Origin of the sequence: Afipia massiliensis, assembly GCF_001006325.2 — a bacterium.
GTDB lineage: Bacteria > Pseudomonadota > Alphaproteobacteria > Rhizobiales > Xanthobacteraceae > Afipia > Afipia massiliensis_A.
In genome coordinates this window covers 2,555,041-2,570,436 of record NZ_LBIA02000001.1, presented here as the reverse complement: position 1 = coordinate 2,570,436, position 15,396 = coordinate 2,555,041, and the positions used below count along the sequence as shown (strand labels likewise).

The following is a 15,396-nucleotide window of genomic DNA, read 5'->3' as shown; positions in this document are numbered from 1 at the left end:
ATGCAGGTTTGCGTTCAAAAACAGTACTGGCGCGGTCTGGATTGGTATGCGAATTCATTTAAACTGTTGTTTGACGCCATCCGGACCGCTCCAGCCGGAGCCGGTACGCGGCGTTGACCGGGACGCAGGGCTTTCAGGGATGAGAGTCACCAGCGTTTTAAACAGGGGATTTGGCTGATGGGCATTGATTCCGTTATCGTCTGGCTGATCGTCGGCGCGATTGCCGGCTGGCTTGCGGGTCTTATCGTCAAAGGTGGCGGCTTCGGCCTGCTCGGCAACATCGTCATCGGCATCATCGGCGCGGTTGTCGCCGGCTGGCTGCTCCCGCAACTCGGCATTCGCCTCGGAACCGGCATCATTGCCGCGATCATCAATTCCGCGATCGGCGGCGTGATCGTGCTGGTCATCCTCTCATTGATCCGGCGAGCGTGACGATCTAAAGGGCTTTTTGGAAGCGACCGCTCATACGGCGGTCGCTTCTTGTTTGAAGCGAAACGGCGGCGACATTCTCTTTCACAGAACAAACGAACCAGACAAACTGACCAAGGCAAACTTCGATGAAATTTACCGGTACCAAGAATTACGTCGCCACCGATGATCTCAAGGTCGCGGTCAACGCCTCGATCGTGCTCGAGCGCCCGCTGCTGGTGAAGGGCGAGCCCGGCACCGGCAAGACCGTGCTCGCCGAGGAAGTCGCCAAGGCGCTCGATGCGCCGCTGCTGACCTGGCACATCAAGTCCACCACCAAGGCGCAGCAGGGCCTTTACGAATACGACGCGGTGTCGCGTCTGCGCGACAGCCAGCTCGGCGATCCGCGCGTCTCCGACATTTCGAATTACATCAAGCGCGGCAAGTTGTGGGACGCCTTCACCAGCGAGAAGCGCCCTGTCCTGCTGATCGATGAAATCGACAAGGCCGACATCGAATTCCCGAACGATCTCTTGCTCGAACTCGACCGCATGGAATTCCATGTCTACGAGACCGGCGAGACCATCCGGGCAGCACAGCGTCCGATCATCATGATCACCTCGAACAACGAGAAGGAACTGCCGGACGCGTTCCTGCGCCGCTGCTTCTTCCACTACATCAAGTTCCCCGACATCGACACCATGAACGCCATCGTCGAGGTGCACTTCCCCGACATCAAGAAGCGCCTGGTGCAGGAAGCCATGAAGATCTTCTTCGAGGTGCGCGACGTGCCCGGCCTGAAGAAGAAGCCTTCGACCTCGGAGCTGCTCGACTGGCTCAAGCTCTTGCTCAACGAGGAGATGACGGTGGAGCAGTTGCGCGAACGCGATCCGCGCAAGCTGATCCCGCCGCTGCACGGCGCGCTGCTCAAGAACGAGCAGGACGTCCACCTGTTCGAGCGCCTCGCGTTCCTGAGCCGCCGGGAAGTTTGACTTTCTCATCCCTCCCCCTTGTGGGGAGGGTCGGCGCCATAAGCGCGTTTACGCGCGTCTTCGACGCGCTATGGCGCCGGGGTGGGGGTCCCCATCCGGCGCATCGCGAGAAATCCCCCACCCGACGTGCTGTTCGCTTCGCTCCAGCACGCCACCCTCCCCACAAGGGGGAGGGAGAAGAAGCCGCTGCGATCTAGCGCACGCTGCAAACTCCTCTGAACGCCGCGTGACGCTGGCCACTGCCGCCGGGTCCGCCTACACTGGCCGCCTCGGATGCGAGGTGCCGCGTGACCAGAAAGCACGTCGATCGCCGCCTGACGGCCATTCTCGCCGCGGACGTCGCCGGCTACAGCCGGTTGATGGGCGCGGACGAAGAAGGCACCCACGCGCAATTGAAGGCGCACCGACACGACCTGATCGATCGGCGGATCAGGAAACATCGCGGGCGCATCATCAATACCGCAGGCGACGGATTGCTGTCCGAGTTCGCCAGTGCGGTCGAGGCCGTGCGGTGTTCGGTCGAAATCCAGCGCGAGATGATCACGCGGAACACAAGCGTTCCAGCCGAGAGCCGGCTCGAATTCCGCATCGGCATCAATGTCGGCGATGTGATCGATGACGGCAGTGAGATCTACGGTGACGGCGTCAACGTCGCGGCGCGGCTGGAAAGCATCGCGCCGCGCGGCGGCATCTGTATTTCCCGGCAGGTGCTCGACCAGATCGAGGGCAAGATCAAACTTCAGTTCCGCGAAATGGGCCGCCAGAACCTGAAGAACATCGCACGGCCGATCGAGGTCTATGCTGTCAACCTCGACGGAACCGCATCGAAAGCGTCGCGCATTCTGACGGACGCGAACCTCAAGCAGGAGATCCGCTACTGCAGGGCAGACGACGGTGTCCGGCTGGCCTTCGCAAAGGTCGGCGACGGCCCGCCGTTGCTGCGGACCGCGCACTGGCTCGGACATCTCGAATACGACTGGGAGCTGCCGATCTTCCGGCACTTCCTGCTCGAACTCGCATCGACGTTCTCGCTGGTGCGCTTCGATGCGCGCGGCAACGGGCTGTCGGATTGGGACGTCGGCAATCTCTCGCTCGATACATGGGTCAGCGACATGGAGTGCGTGGCCAACGCGGCCGGGCTTGAGCGGTTTCCGATTCTCGCCCTGTCGCAAGGATGCGCCGTGGCCATCGCGTTCGCGCTCCAGCATCCGGAACGGGTTTCGCACCTGATCCTGTACGGAGGCTTTGCCGCGGGCGCCTACAAGAGCCCGGACGTGACACCCGCCGCGCTCGAGCAGTTCGACGCGATGAAGACACTGATGAAACTCGGCTGGGGCGCGAACGAGCCGACCTTCCGGCAGCTGTTCACGGCGTCGATGATGCCCGAGGCCACGAAAGAACAGATCGACGCTTTCAACGAGGCGCAGCGCATCAGCGCTTCGGCGGAATGCGCCGTGAGATACCTCGACACTGTTGCCAACTTCGACGTCCGGCACCTGCTGCCGCAGATCAAGGTGCCCACCCTCGTGATGCATGTCCGCAACGACCGCAGGGTGCCGATTGCGTCAAGCCGCGAGCTTGCAGCAGGCATCCCGGGCGCACGCTTCGTCACGCTGCCGGGCAAGAACCATATCCTGCTCGCACAGGACCCCGGCGCGCCGATCTTTCTCGACGAGATCCGCCGGTTTCTCGGCAAGGCCTAGCGCCCTCGCCGGTTGTGTTCGCGTCACGGCCCCGTGCGCGTTATGCCGCGACGGGCTCGTGCCCTGCGCATGATCGATACTTGGGACCGTACGCCGTAGCCGATGCCGAAACCGGCGACGAACACCAAGGCGAGAACGAAGAGAGCTTCGGACATGGTTGCCTCATATGAGAGGATCGCCGAGCGCAATATGCCGCCCGACGATCCCGTCTGCTATCGACGGACATGGGCAATTGTCCGCGATCAGACGTTAGCCCGCCTGTTCTCGCGCGCAACGACAGCCGCGTTTAAACCTTAATACGCGCCGCGCGGGTTAATTCTGGAACTCAGGACAGATGTTTCGCGCAACGTCATTGCGAGCGAAGCGAAGCAATCCAGTATTCCAAAGGCGCCGATGACAAAGGCTGGATTGCTTCGTCGCAAAGCTCCTCGCAATGACGACTACCGCGCCTTCTCGTGCAACTGATAGGTCAGATGCGCTTTCACCGTCGGCCATTCCGACGCGATGATGCTGTAGACAACCGTGTCGCGCAGCGTGCCGTTCGGCGCGACCTGATGACTGCGCAGGATGCCGTCGAGCTTGGCGCCCAGCCGCTCGATGCCGCGCCGCGACTGGTGATTGAAGAAGTGCGTGCGGAACTCCACCGCGATGCAGTTGAGCTTTTCGAACGCATGGGTCAGCAGCAGCAGCTTGCACTGGGTGTTGAGCGGCGTGCGCTGGACGCGCTGCGCATACCAGGTCGAGCCGATCTCGACGCGCCGGTTGGCCGCATCGACGTTCATGTACGTCGTCATGCCCGCGATCTTGCCGCCGGCATCCTTCACCGTGAACGGCAGCATCGATCCCGCAGTCTGCAAACCAAGACGCCGCGCGATCTCCGCGTCCATGGTCTCCGGCGCGGGGATCGAGGTGTACCAGAGCTTCCACAGCTCGCCGTCCTTCACCGCCTCGACGAGACCATCCTTGTGATCCCGTGACAGCGGCTCGAGCCGCGCATGCGGCCCTTCGAGAGTGATGGGAGAGAGCCAGGTCATCGGTCATCCTTCGATATTGCGTACGATATTTAGCAATCACGCATGCTGCGTAGCCTGCGCGTCATTCCGGACGGGCCGCGACAGCGGGCCGATCCGGAATCCAGAAGAGTTCATCAAGAATAATTCCTGGATTCCGGGCTCGCTCGCAATGGCTCGCGCCCCGGAATGACGGCGAAACTACTTGTTCAAAAAATTCAGCGGCAGGCCGCCGCGCGGCCAGTCCATCGCCACCAGTTCGCCCTTGCCGGACAGCGTGATGTAGGCGGTCTTCAGTTCAGGCCCGCCGAACGCGATGTTGGTGGTGACGTTATCGCCGGTCGGCACCTGTTCGACCAGCTTGCCATCCGGCGCGATCACCGAGATGCAACCCGAGATCAGCGTCGCGACGCAGACATTGCCCGAGGCTTCGACGCCGAGCGAGTCGAACATCTGATAACCGCCGAGGCCAGCGATGGGCTTGCCCATCTCGCCGCGATAGATCACATCGCCCGGCTTGATCTCGCCGGGATTGCCGATGTCGAACGCCCACAGCCGCGCGGTCGGCGTTTCGGCGACATAGACGGTCTTCTCGTCCGGCGACAGACCGACGCCGTTGGCGGGCAGCAGCGGATGCACCGCCTCGATCAGTTCGGTGGCGTTCGGCTTCATGTAGTAGAGCGCGCCGACATCCATGTCGCGGGCACGGCGCTTGCCGAGATCCGTGAACCAGAGCCCGCCCTGCCTGTCGAACACCAAGTCATTGGGTCCCTTCAGCGGATGCTCGCCGCAATGGGTGAACAGCGTCTCGATATTGCCGTTGGAGAGATCGACACGCTGCAACGAGCCGCCGATATATTCCGACGGACGCGGGCTGCCTGGCATCAACGCACCGCGCGGACCGGGCGCCCACGAGAAGCCGCCGTTGTTGCAGAGGTACATCTTGCCGTCCGGTCCCAGCGCAGCGCCATTCGGCCCGCCGGGAATCTTCGCGATGATCTCCTTGCGCCCGTCGGGATAAACGCGGGTCAATGTCTGGCGGCGGATTTCCACCAGCACCACCGAGCCATCGGGCATCACCACCGGCCCTTCGGGAAATTCGAGACCGGTTGCGATGACGCGGACGTTTGACATGAAGACCTCCCGACAAGTGTTTTTGATTTTTGACGCGCGAAACCTATCGTGCGGTTTTGCGAATGACTAGTGCGGGGGTGCAGGGCTGGCCTGCCGATGACATCCCATGACAAGCAGAATTCATCAACACGTCGTCCCCGCGAAGGCGGGGACCCATAACCACCGGCTTGTCCGTTGGGACGGTACATTGAAAACGACTTTGCTGAAGGCTGCGACAGGGGTGATGGGTCCGGCCTCCCCAGTTCAGTCCGGCCATTCCGACTCTAGAGTCGCTCGCCCAAAATCCTTCCACACCAGCCCGGCGGCGGCGATGTCCGACAGCGCGTTGCCCACCGCCTTGAACACCGTGATTTCGCGGTCGCTTCCGCGGCCCTTGCGCTCGCCGCGGCACAGTTCGGCCAGCGAACCGGCGATATCGTCGGCTGCAATGACATCGTTGCGGATGGGATCGAGCAGCTCGCCGGACTCCTTCAATGCATCGTAGGTGTCCACATAGACGCGGCCCCTGCGAAACACCTCGTCGTCGGCCTCGCGCATGAATGGCGTAAAGCTGCCGATCAGATCGAGATGCGTGCCCGGCTTCAGCCACGCGCCCTTGATGATCGGCTTCGCTGCAAGCGTGGCGCAACTGACGATATCCGCCTCGCCCACCGCGCGCTCCAGATCGGGCGCGACAGACGCATCGATGCCCTTCGTGCGCAGATCGAACACCAGCCGCGCCGCGCCCGCCTCGTTGACATTCCACACCGCGACCTTGTCGATCGGCCGCACGGCGCGGAACGCATCCGCCACCAGACTGGCGATCCGGCCCGAACCGGCAATCAGCAGCTTCCTCGCGTTTTCGCGCGCAAGAAACGCCCCGCCGAGCGCCGCGATGCCCGCCGTGCGCCGCGAGGTGATCTCGTTGCCGTCGATCAGCGCGACATGCTGGCCGGTGTCGCCGTCGCACAGCAGGTAACTGGAAAACAACCCGGGCAGCGCCTTCTTGCCGTTCTCGGGGAAGATCGTGACGATCTTGATGCCGACAAAGGCACGCTGCCACGCCGGCATGATGAGAATGGTCGCGGTCGAGCCGTCTGGCTGCGGCATGAAATGATGGTGCCGCAGCGGCACATCGGCGCCCACGGTAAACGCCTCGCGCAGCGCCGGGATCAGCCGGTCGAACGGCAGGCTGGCGCGGGTGCGCGCGGCGTCGATGACGATGGGGGATGCGGTGGCCGGATTCATCGTATTTTTTTGCTCCGTCATTGCGAGGAGCGCAAGCGACGAAGCAATCCAGTCTTCGTTTTCTGGCTCATGGATTGCTTCGCTTCGCTCGCAATGACGGCTGCCGCCCTCACGCCATCCATCAGTTTCTTCCGGAACGCGCGGTCGCGCTTGAGGTGCCATTCGCGGCTCATGGCTTCGTTCCGTGTCGTGAACGGCTCGGTGTGCAGCAGCGTCCAGGTCCGTCCGCGGGTCGAGCGCGCGCCGGTGCCGGCGTTATGTTTTTCCAGGCGCTGCGTCACGTCGTTGGTCCAGCCGACGTAGGAAATGTAGCGGCCCTTGTGAAAACTGCCCAGCACATAGACGAACGCGACGGGCCTGGATTTCAGTTTCTTGGATTTTGCGATCCGCGGCTTCGATGTCGCGGCGCGAGGCTTGGACTTCGCTGCGGCTTTCGCTGCGCCCGGCCCGGATTTCGCCACACCACGCTTCGATGAGGATGGAGATGTGGCCGTCACGGCACGATCTCACCACACGTCGTCCCCGCGAAGGCGGGGACCCATACTCCCTGTCGTCGCAGTTGCGGGAGGCTGTTGAAATATCCTGCTTGAACAGAGCCGCTAGGGGTTATGGGTCCCCGCCTTCGCGGGGACGACATCGAATGTGTAGAGACCGCGCGCCTCACTTGGCAGCGGGCGCCTTCGGCGCTTCCTTTGACGAATCCTTGGCCGTCCCGTTCGGCTTGCCCAGCGCCTGCACCTGACCCTGTAATTGCGCGACGGTGTTCTGCAGGGCGATCACGGTGGCTTTCAAGGCATCGATCTGCCGGTTGGCGGCGTCGATCTTTTGCTGGCTTTCCAGCGACGCCTTGGTCAGCGACGACTTCAGGAAGTTGACGTTGCTCTGCAGGCAGCCGGTGCGCCGCTCCATGGTCTTCTCGGCGGTGCAGATCTCGATGCCGGGCACGTCCTGCGCCATCGCGCCGTGCGGCATCAGCAGCGCGGCGATCATCATCCGCTTCATCATGTCCGACCTCCTCAAAGCCTCGCCGTATCGTGCATGTTTCGGCCGGTCCTGCGCAAACTGTCTCAGAACGTAACGGACATCATGACGCAGATGTTGCCCGATCTTAACATTTGGAACGCGGGTGGAACGAAACGCGACCGAATCAGCGATTCATACCATGCTAGCCGGACGAGGGACCGACATCTTGTGCCGCATGCGCGCGGCGCGTCCACATCATGCTGTGCGAGGCTTGCGCCGACCGATCGAAACGTCGAAAACAGGCGTCAATCGTTAACGCCGCCCCGCCAAGAACCAGCCAAAGAACAGCAAGAGCAAAGCCCGCAAATGAGCGACCAGCCCACAGACCTGCCAAAAAACTTGCACGGTGTGTTTCCCTATCTCGTCTCGCCGACCACGGCCGACGGCCGCATCAAGACCGACGTGCTCGGCAACCTCTGCGACGACATGATCAAGGCTGGTGTTCATGGGGTGACGCCGCTCGGCTCGACCGGCGAGTTCGCCTATCTCAGCCGCGAGCAGCGCACCGCCGTGGTCACGGCGACGGTAGAAGCCACCGCGAAGCGCGTGCCGGTGATCGCGGGCGTGGCGTCGACATCGACAGCGGACGCGGTCGCGCAGGCGAAGGCGTATCAGGCGCTCGGCGCCGACGGCATCCTGGCCATTCTCGAAGCGTATTTCCCGGTGAAGGACGCGCAGGTCGAGGCGTATTTCCGCGCCATCGCGGACGCCGTCGATATTCCCGTGGTGATCTACACCAATCCGAACTTCCAGCGCTCGGACCTCACCCTCGACGTGATCGCGCGCCTCGCCGAGCATCCGCGCATCCAGTACATCAAGGATGCATCGAACAACACCGGCCGCCTGCTGTCGATCATCAACCGCTGCGGCGACAAGATGCGCGTGTTCGCGGCGTCGGCGCATATCCCGGCGGCGGTGATGCTGATCGGCGGCGTTGGCTGGATGGCGGGACCGGCCTGCATCGTGCCGCGCGAAAGCGTGAAACTCTATGATCTGTGCAAGGCGGGGCGCTGGGACGAAGCCGTCGCGCTGCAGCGCAAGTTGTGGCGGGTCAACGAGGTGTTCGCGCGGTTCAATCTCGCGGCCTGCATCAAGGCCGGGCTGGACATACAGGGCTATGACGTGGGCGATCCGATCGCGCCGCAGACGCCGCTGACCGCCGAAGAACGCAAGATCGTGGAAGGCGTGCTGGCCGGATTGGCCTGAGCCGGCTTTGCTCCCTTGGGTCAGGTCTACTGACTCCCTTGCCCCGCCCTTGCGGGGAGAGGTGAGTTGCCGCACTGACGAAACTTCGTGAAGCCGGTCGCCTGCCGGTTCCTGCCCATCGGGCGTTGAAATCGGCCGCCGCAGGCAACACGTATTGGACCTATCGCGCCGTGAACCGAAGGGTGCCCGCATGGTCAAGGTCGTTTACGAAGTGGTCGAGCACGATGGTGGCTGGGCTTACAAGTTCAACAACGTGTTTTCGGAGACCTTCCGGACCCATGAGGCCGCCCACGCCGCCGCAGCCCGCGCGGCGGCGGAACAGCGCGTGCCAGGCCGGACCGAGGTCATCCAGTTCGAGGACGGCCAGGGCAACTGGCGCGAGGAAACCGTCCGCGGCAGCGACCGCCCCTCCACCGAGGTGGTGGACCGGAGCAAACGCTGACGGCGGTTCCGGCGCGGGCGATTGCAAGGCGGAACGGCCCGGGCTAGAAAACCCGCATGGTCAAAGCATTGCGTAACTGGCTCGAAACCCATGAACTGCCGGCGATCATCGCCGGGGTGCTTGGCGTCCTCACCCTGCTCTCAGTCATTATTGTGGTCGGCGGATACCTGATCGTCACGCCATAGTCTCCGGCATCTTGCGGGTCCGCCGGTGGACCTGACGACGCGCGGACGGCGCGAACTCCAAACCCTTCCCTTTAGCGAGACCGACAGTGGCCGCCTCGACCGACATCTTATTCAGTGAAGCGATTTCGTTCTTCCAGGCCGGGCGGATTCGCGAGGCCGAGAAGGTCCTTCGCAAATTGCTGCGCAGGACGTCCGATCATCCGCTTGCCCTGAGCGTGCTCGGCGCCATTCTCGTCGGCACTGGAAAATATGCGGAAGCCGAGCGGCTGCTGCGGTCGGCGCTGAAGCTCAATCCGAATGCGTATGCAGCCCTGTGCAATCACGGGCTCGCGCTCAAGGCGCTGGGCCGCGCGGACGAGGCGCTGGCGCAGTTCACGCAGGCGCTTGCACTCAGCCCGAACGACGCGGAAGCCTGGAGCAACCGCGGCACGGTCCATAACGACCTGAAGGACTATCAGGCCGCGATTGCCGATTTCGACAAGGCGATCGCGCTGCAGCCGAAATATGCGCTGGCCCATCACAACAGAGGCAACGCGCTGTTCGACCTCGCCCGTTACGACGACGCGCTGGCGGCCTATCAGCATGCAGTGGCACTGCAACCCGGTCTTGTGGCCAGTTGGACCGGGACCGGCCTCACCTTGCACAAGCTTGAGCGCCACGACGAATCCAAGGCCGCTTATGAGACCGCGCGCCAGCGCGCCGAAGCGGCGGGTGTTCGCGGTCAATAACCGTCGTCCCGGCGAAGGCCGGGACAACGGCAGAGCTGGAAATTACTTCTCGTCGCGGAAATAGGGCTCTACCGCGCCGGTCAGCTTGATGGTCAGCGGATTGCCGAAGCGGTCCTTGGACGAACCCGCAGTGACGCGCACCCAGCCCTCGCTGACGCAATATTCCTCGACGTTGTTCTTCTCGACGCCCTTGAAGCGGATGCCGACATCGCGCGACAGCACGTCCGCGTTGTAATAGGGGCTGCGGGGGTCGGTGGAGAGGCGGTCGGGAAGCTGGTCGCTCATCGTCATATCCTGATCATGTTGGTCTTGAGTCTTGTTCTTGAAGTCGGTGTCCTGATCTTACAGGAGCTTTTCAATATCGCTGGTCAGCGCGCCGGGCGCCGTGGTCGAGCCGTAGCGCGCAACGACCTTGCCGGCGCGATCGACCAGAAACTTGGTGAAATTCCATTTGATCGATGAGCCGAGCAGCCCGGGCTTCTCGCGCTTGAGATGATCGAACAGCGGCAGCGCATTGCCGCCATTGACGTCGACCTTGGCGAACATCGGAAACGTCACGTCGTACTTCTGCGAGCAGAACGCGGCGATCTCCTGCGCGCTGCCCGGCTCCTGACCGCCGAACTGATTGCACGGAAAACCGAGCACCGAAAAGCCGCGCGGGCCGAGCGCGCGCTGCAATTCCTCGAGTTGCGCATATTGGGGCGTGAAGCCGCAGGCGCTCGCGGTGTTGACGATCAGCAGCACCTGCCCCTCATAGGCCTTGAGCGGACGCTTTTCGCCGTCCAGCGTCGCTGCCGAGAAATCGTAGACCGTGGTCAATGACGTTCTCCTGCGCAAGTCCCGCAAATCGGACCCGGAAAGTACGGTATCCGCGTCGTCATTGCGAGCGAAGCGAAGCAATCCAGTCTTAGGCAAAGCACGGCTGGATTGCTTCGTCGCTGCGCTCCTCGCAATGACGAATAAATCCCCGCCATGTCCTCAGGTCCGGAAGCCGCCCTTTTGCTGATTGGCGAGCCACTCGGAGAGCTTCGCCGGGGCCTCTTTCTTGGCGGGCTTTGCCGCCCCTTTCCTGGCTTTGGCCTTGGCCGGCGGCGCAGCAGCCGCTTCGGCGGCCTCCCTAGCGAGGCGCAGCGCGCGCAGCTTTTCCATGTTGGCGCGCACCGCGCGGCCTTCCGCCTCGTACTGCGTCAACGATTTGTTGCCGTCGCTCTTCAGCCCATGCGGCTTTTCGCTCATTGTTGTTCTCCGGATTGGGGCATGGTCGGCAGCATGCCCCTGGATCGATCCAGGGACGGGAACCGGCGGCCGGACGAGACCATGCCCAAACATCGCCCGCAACGCCGCAGAGGTCCCTTTAACCGATCCGCGATGCCGTGTCTTGCATCCCGAAAGCCACCGATTTACCCGATGTTGGCAACTCCGCGCTAAGGCCTGTGAGCCCTCCCGAGAGGTTTTGGAGCCTCGGAAAGCCACAATTGTTCAACAATTTGGGCGAGACTTGACCGGTTTCAGCGACAGCGGGAATCTGCGACAGAGAAACGTTTTGGCGATCCGGACGACATACATCGTGCTGATGTGCGGCGCGGGCCTTCTGGCCGGCGTCGGCGGCTGGCTGATCGGCGACCAGTTGTTCTTCCAGAGCGCATCCGCATCGCTGACCAGGGACGATCCCGCGGACGACTTCGACGCACGCTATCCGGTCTCCAACACGATGACGAAACAGGACCGCGTCATCGCGTCTCCGGTTCCGGCAGAAAGCACCGAATCCACCGTTCCGAACGACATGTATGAAACCGCGCGCGCCTGGATGACGGCGCCGGTGACGCTGCCGCGCAGGGCCACGGCGAAATCCGAGAAGCCGTCGCGGCTGTTCCTCAACGACAGCCAGATCGCCGGTATCAAGAAGCGCTTGAACCTCACGCCCGCGCAGCAGAAGTACTGGCCGCCGGTGGAAAATGCGATGCGCGAGGTCACGCTGCAGATCGAGGACTACCAGAAGCGGCTGAAGAAAAATCACGACGATTCGTTCGACATCGAGAGCGACGCCATTACGCGGCTGAAAACCGCGACGCGCGCACTTTACGCCCAGCTCAGCGGCGCGCAGAAGAACGACATCGCGGTTCTGGTGCGCATGACGGGGCTCGGTCCGGCGTTCGCCGAACTCACTGGCACCAAGGCAGCCAGGAACGAGCCGGAAAATTCGCGTTGAGATAGCGCGGCGTCATTGCGAGCGCAGCGAAGCAATCCATAAATTCAAAGAGAAAGACTGGATTGCTTCGTCGCAAGTGCTCCTCGCAATGACGACATCATAACGATCGTCGTCCCCGCGAAAGCGGGGATCCATAGCTACTCGCGGACAATCACCGTCATCCTGAGGTGCGAGCACTTGCGAGCCTCGAAGGATGACGGTGACCGCGGCTGCGCATCCTTCGAGGCTCGCCGCAAGCGCGGCGCGCTCCTCAGGATGACGCACCATCGTTACATTTCGCGAAGGTCAATGGTCCCGGCCTTCGTCGGGACGACCAAACTTCAATTCCTGAACTCGTTGGTCAGCTCGCCGACGCCGTCGATGGCGATGGTGATCTTGTTGACCGGCTCCTTCATCACACCGACGCCCAATGACGTGCCGCAGGCGATGATATCGCCGGGCAGCAACGTCATGTCGTGCGAGATTTTGCTGACCAGTTCCTGCGCCGAGAAGATCATGTCCGAGATCCTGTAGGACTGCCGCTCCGCGCCGTTGAGAATGGTGCGCACAGTCAACTTTGCCGGATCGATGTCCGTGACGATGGCGGGACCGAACGGGCAGAAGTCGTCGAAGCCCTTGGCGCGCGCCCACTGCGGAAACGTCGGGTCCTTGTTGAGAATGTCCGCGGCGGTGATGTCGTTGACGCAGGTGTAGCCGAGGATGAAATCGTCGGCCTCTTCGACCGACACCGCGCGGCAGGTCTTTCCGATCACAATGGCAAGCTCGCCTTCATAGGCGACCTTCCCGTCATACCATGCAGGCTTCTGCACCACCGCGTTCGGCGACGTCACGGTCGTCGGCGCTTTCAGCAGATAAAGCGGCTCGGCCGGTTCGGCGACGTTGAGCTTCGCCGCCAGGGCGTGAAAGTTGTTCCACAGCGCGACGACCTTCGACGGCGTGGTGGGCGCGAGCAACTGGACATCGGACAGCGACAAGGTCTTGCCGTTCGCCTTCGGACTGTCGAACATGTCGCCGTGATGCACGGTGATATTCTGGCCCGACAGCGTGCCGAACCCGGTCTGATCCTGATGGCGAAAGCGAATCCACTGCGTCACGGCTGAATCTCCAAAGAACATTGCTTCCCGTCATTGCGAGGAGCGTAGCGACGAAGCAATCCAGTCCTTATGCAAGAAAACTGGATTGCTTCGCTTCGCTCGCAATGACAATTGAGGCGACAGGATTGGAAATCAATATAGCTCCGCGATCTTGGCGCGCTGCGCCACCAGCGCCAGCACGACGTCGATCGACGGCGTCGGGATTTTCGACAGCGCGCCCATCTCCTGCACCACGGTGACGAGCGGATCGATTTCCATCGGCCGGCCGCGTTCAAGATCCTGCAGCATCGACGTCTTGTGTGCGCCGACCTTGCGCGCGCCCTCGATCCGGCGCTCGACATCGACGCGGAACCTGATGCCGAACTTCTCGGCGATGGTCTGGGCCTCCACCATCATGGACCTGGCCACCGCCCGCGTGCCCGGATCGCTGCCGATCACATCGAGCGTGGCATGAGTCAGTGCGCTGATCGGATTGAAGCAGACGTTGCCCCACAGCTTGAGCCAGATTTCGTCGCGGATATTCTCCAGCACCGGCGCCTGAAGGCCCGCCTTGACGAACAGCGCCGACAGCGCCTCGACATCGGCGCTCTTCTCGCCCGACGGCTCACCGAGCGGAAAGCGGTCGCCGTAGACATGGCGGATCACGCCGGGCGCTTCGATCTCGGTCGCCGGATAAACCACGCAGCCGATGGCGCGCTCCGGTCCAAGCTCCTTCCACTGGCGCCCGCCGGGGTCGATGCTTTCCAGCGTCGAACCTTCGCAGGCGTTGCCGTGCTTGTAGAAGTACCAGTAGGGAATGCCGTTCACCGCGGTGACGATGCGCGTCTTCGGCCCGAGCAGCGGCTGCATCGCCTCGATCACGCCGGTGATCGAGTGCGCCTTGAGGCAGATGATGACGACATCCTGCACGCCGAGCTCGGCGGGATTGTCAGTGCAGCGCGGATGCACCACGCGCTCTTCGTCGCCGATCAGGAGCTTCAGGCCGTTGGCCTTCATCGCCGCCAGATGCGCGCCGCGCGCCACCAGGCTGACATCGGCCCCCGCCTGCGCAAGCTGCACGCCGAGATAGCCGCCAACCGCACCCGCACCGTAAATACAGATCTTCATCGCGTTTCCCAAAATGATTGCAGCAATGAGGTGCGGAATGGATCCTGAAGAAAAAAGCAGGGTGCGGTCACACGACCGGAGAGTGCATGTGATCGCGCCCTGCAGGGAGATACCCCTTAGACAAACGCGAGTTCGGCTGGCCTTGGGCCGGGGCGCGCCATCGCATCGAAGCCGGTGGTGGCGTTGATGTCCCGCATGCTGATCACGCCGATCAGGGTGTGATCGTCGATCACCGGCAGATGCCGGATGTGATTGTCGTTCATCAGATCGCGCACGTACTCCAGCGAATCCGTGGAATGACACGACACCATTTTTTGCACTGAAATGAGCGCGGAAACCTTCATGTTGATTCCGGCCGGCCCGTGCTCGGCAACGGCGCGCACCACGTCGCGCTCGGAGAACATGCCGACAGCGACATTGCCTTCGGTGTGGCACACATCCGTCACGACGAGCGCGCCGATGTTTTCGTTGCGGAGCAGCCGCGCGGCGGTCGCGACGGTCTCGTTCATGCGGACGGTGGCGATACGGGTGCTCTTCCTGTTCAGGATGTCTCCGACTCTCATCACAACCTCCCTGGTCCGTGGCGGGGATGTCTCTCCCCAGCGGGTGCTCGTGTCCGAGGATGGATGTCCCCGTTGACGTCTCAATACTGGTATACATTATGCCACGAGTCAATCGGAACAAATTCCTATTTTGCGGTGGTATGCCTGAGCCCCTGAACGACGATGGGACGCCCGTGCAGGCCAGGTGCAGCCGCCGCGATGCCGTCACCATCCGGCCTTTTGCGCTGGGGTTCGTCACCGTTTGGCCATTTGCAGCGATAAGCACGACGAATGACGGGCAAGGCGTTGAAAGCGCACGGCAAAGGCCCCTCGCCCGCCAATGTTGGGAAGCTGATACAAAATCAGCGAATGCGACGCATCTCCTC

General features: G+C 62.5%; 19 protein-coding genes. 8 read left to right on the top strand and 11 right to left on the bottom strand.

What is annotated here, in order from left to right; genetic code table 11:
* Positions 1-177: 177 nt before the first annotated feature.
* From YH63_RS12275 to YH63_RS12265, 3 genes are all read left to right on the top strand, one after another.
* The gene (locus YH63_RS12275) at positions 178-432 is read left to right on the top strand and encodes a GlsB/YeaQ/YmgE family stress response membrane protein (RefSeq protein WP_046827358.1); all 255 of its coding nucleotides are present in this window, start codon (positions 178-180) and stop codon (positions 430-432) included.
* A 125-nt stretch (positions 433-557) separates the two neighbouring features.
* Entirely contained in the window at positions 558-1,400 is an 843-nt protein-coding gene (locus tag YH63_RS12270; RefSeq protein ID WP_046827359.1) for an AAA family ATPase, read from the top strand.
* A gap of 287 nt (positions 1,401-1,687) precedes the next feature.
* Entirely contained in the window at positions 1,688-3,103 is a 1,416-nt protein-coding gene (locus YH63_RS12265) for an alpha/beta fold hydrolase (RefSeq protein ID WP_046827360.1), read from the top strand.
* 440 nt (positions 3,104-3,543) lie between these two features.
* On the opposite strand, the gene YH63_RS12260 is transcribed toward YH63_RS12265, so the two are convergent.
* The 5 genes from YH63_RS12260 to YH63_RS12240 all read right to left on the bottom strand — a co-directional run bounded on the left by YH63_RS12260 (position 3,544) and on the right by YH63_RS12240 (position 7,476).
* Positions 3,544-4,137 (bottom strand): GNAT family N-acetyltransferase, encoded by a 594-nt coding sequence (locus YH63_RS12260; protein ID WP_046827361.1) that lies wholly within the window; start codon positions 4,135-4,137, stop codon positions 3,544-3,546.
* A gap of 177 nt (positions 4,138-4,314) precedes the next feature.
* The gene (locus tag YH63_RS12255; protein WP_046827362.1) at positions 4,315-5,247 is read right to left on the bottom strand and encodes an SMP-30/gluconolactonase/LRE family protein; all 933 of its coding nucleotides are present in this window, start codon (positions 5,245-5,247) and stop codon (positions 4,315-4,317) included.
* A 243-nt stretch (positions 5,248-5,490) separates the two neighbouring features.
* Positions 5,491-6,474 carry an ornithine cyclodeaminase family protein gene (locus YH63_RS12250; RefSeq protein ID WP_046827363.1) on the bottom strand — a complete coding sequence of 328 codons (984 nt, stop codon included), beginning with the start codon at positions 6,472-6,474 and terminating at the stop codon, positions 5,491-5,493.
* 17 nt (positions 6,475-6,491) lie between these two features.
* Positions 6,492-6,842: a GIY-YIG nuclease family protein gene (locus tag YH63_RS12245; protein ID WP_433995119.1), complete on the bottom strand. Its 351-nt coding sequence runs from the start codon at positions 6,840-6,842 to the stop codon at positions 6,492-6,494.
* 292 nt (positions 6,843-7,134) lie between these two features.
* Positions 7,135-7,476, bottom strand: a complete 342-nt coding sequence (locus YH63_RS12240) for a hypothetical protein (protein ID WP_046829561.1) — start codon at positions 7,474-7,476, stop codon at positions 7,135-7,137.
* Positions 7,477-7,803: 327 nt separating this feature from the next.
* Here YH63_RS12240 and YH63_RS12235 point away from each other — a divergent pair, with 327 nt between their 5' ends.
* The 4 genes from YH63_RS12235 (at position 7,804) to YH63_RS12225 (ending at position 10,058) form a co-directional block, all read left to right on the top strand.
* Positions 7,804-8,703: a dihydrodipicolinate synthase family protein gene (locus tag YH63_RS12235; protein WP_046827364.1), complete on the top strand. Its 900-nt coding sequence runs from the start codon at positions 7,804-7,806 to the stop codon at positions 8,701-8,703.
* A gap of 190 nt (positions 8,704-8,893) precedes the next feature.
* Complete coding sequence (locus YH63_RS12230) at positions 8,894-9,145, top strand: DUF2188 domain-containing protein (protein ID WP_046829562.1); 252 nt, start codon at positions 8,894-8,896, stop codon at positions 9,143-9,145.
* 56 nt (positions 9,146-9,201) lie between these two features.
* The gene (locus YH63_RS21900) at positions 9,202-9,330 is read left to right on the top strand and encodes a hypothetical protein (RefSeq protein ID WP_283809700.1); all 129 of its coding nucleotides are present in this window, start codon (positions 9,202-9,204) and stop codon (positions 9,328-9,330) included.
* 86 nt (positions 9,331-9,416) lie between these two features.
* Positions 9,417-10,058 carry a tetratricopeptide repeat protein gene (locus YH63_RS12225; protein WP_052753825.1) on the top strand — a complete coding sequence of 214 codons (642 nt, stop codon included), beginning with the start codon at positions 9,417-9,419 and terminating at the stop codon, positions 10,056-10,058.
* A gap of 42 nt (positions 10,059-10,100) precedes the next feature.
* Here YH63_RS12225 and YH63_RS12220 read toward each other — a convergent pair whose 3' ends face one another.
* The 3 genes from YH63_RS12220 to YH63_RS12210 all read right to left on the bottom strand — a co-directional run bounded on the left by YH63_RS12220 (position 10,101) and on the right by YH63_RS12210 (position 11,294).
* Positions 10,101-10,349: a DUF3297 family protein gene (locus tag YH63_RS12220; protein ID WP_137325186.1), complete on the bottom strand. Its 249-nt coding sequence runs from the start codon at positions 10,347-10,349 to the stop codon at positions 10,101-10,103.
* Positions 10,350-10,400: 51 nt separating this feature from the next.
* Entirely contained in the window at positions 10,401-10,877 is a 477-nt protein-coding gene (locus YH63_RS12215) for a glutathione peroxidase (RefSeq protein WP_046827365.1), read from the bottom strand.
* Positions 10,878-11,036: 159 nt separating this feature from the next.
* Entirely contained in the window at positions 11,037-11,294 is a 258-nt protein-coding gene (locus tag YH63_RS12210; protein WP_046827366.1) for a hypothetical protein, read from the bottom strand.
* 307 nt (positions 11,295-11,601) lie between these two features.
* Between YH63_RS12210 and YH63_RS12205 the strand changes: the two genes are divergently transcribed.
* Entirely contained in the window at positions 11,602-12,267 is a 666-nt protein-coding gene (locus YH63_RS12205; protein WP_083992572.1) for a hypothetical protein, read from the top strand.
* A gap of 320 nt (positions 12,268-12,587) precedes the next feature.
* On the opposite strand, the gene YH63_RS12200 is transcribed toward YH63_RS12205, so the two are convergent.
* The 3 genes from YH63_RS12200 to YH63_RS12185 all read right to left on the bottom strand — a co-directional run bounded on the left by YH63_RS12200 (position 12,588) and on the right by YH63_RS12185 (position 15,031).
* Positions 12,588-13,382, bottom strand: a complete 795-nt coding sequence (locus YH63_RS12200; protein WP_170978687.1) for a fumarylacetoacetate hydrolase family protein — start codon at positions 13,380-13,382, stop codon at positions 12,588-12,590.
* Positions 13,383-13,493: 111 nt separating this feature from the next.
* Positions 13,494-14,468, bottom strand: coding sequence for a 2-dehydropantoate 2-reductase (locus tag YH63_RS12190; protein ID WP_046827368.1), 975 nt, complete (start codon positions 14,466-14,468; stop codon positions 13,494-13,496).
* Between the two features lie 116 nt (positions 14,469-14,584).
* Positions 14,585-15,031, bottom strand: a complete 447-nt coding sequence (locus YH63_RS12185) for a CBS domain-containing protein (RefSeq protein ID WP_046827369.1) — start codon at positions 15,029-15,031, stop codon at positions 14,585-14,587.
* Positions 15,032-15,396 lie beyond the last annotated feature (365 nt).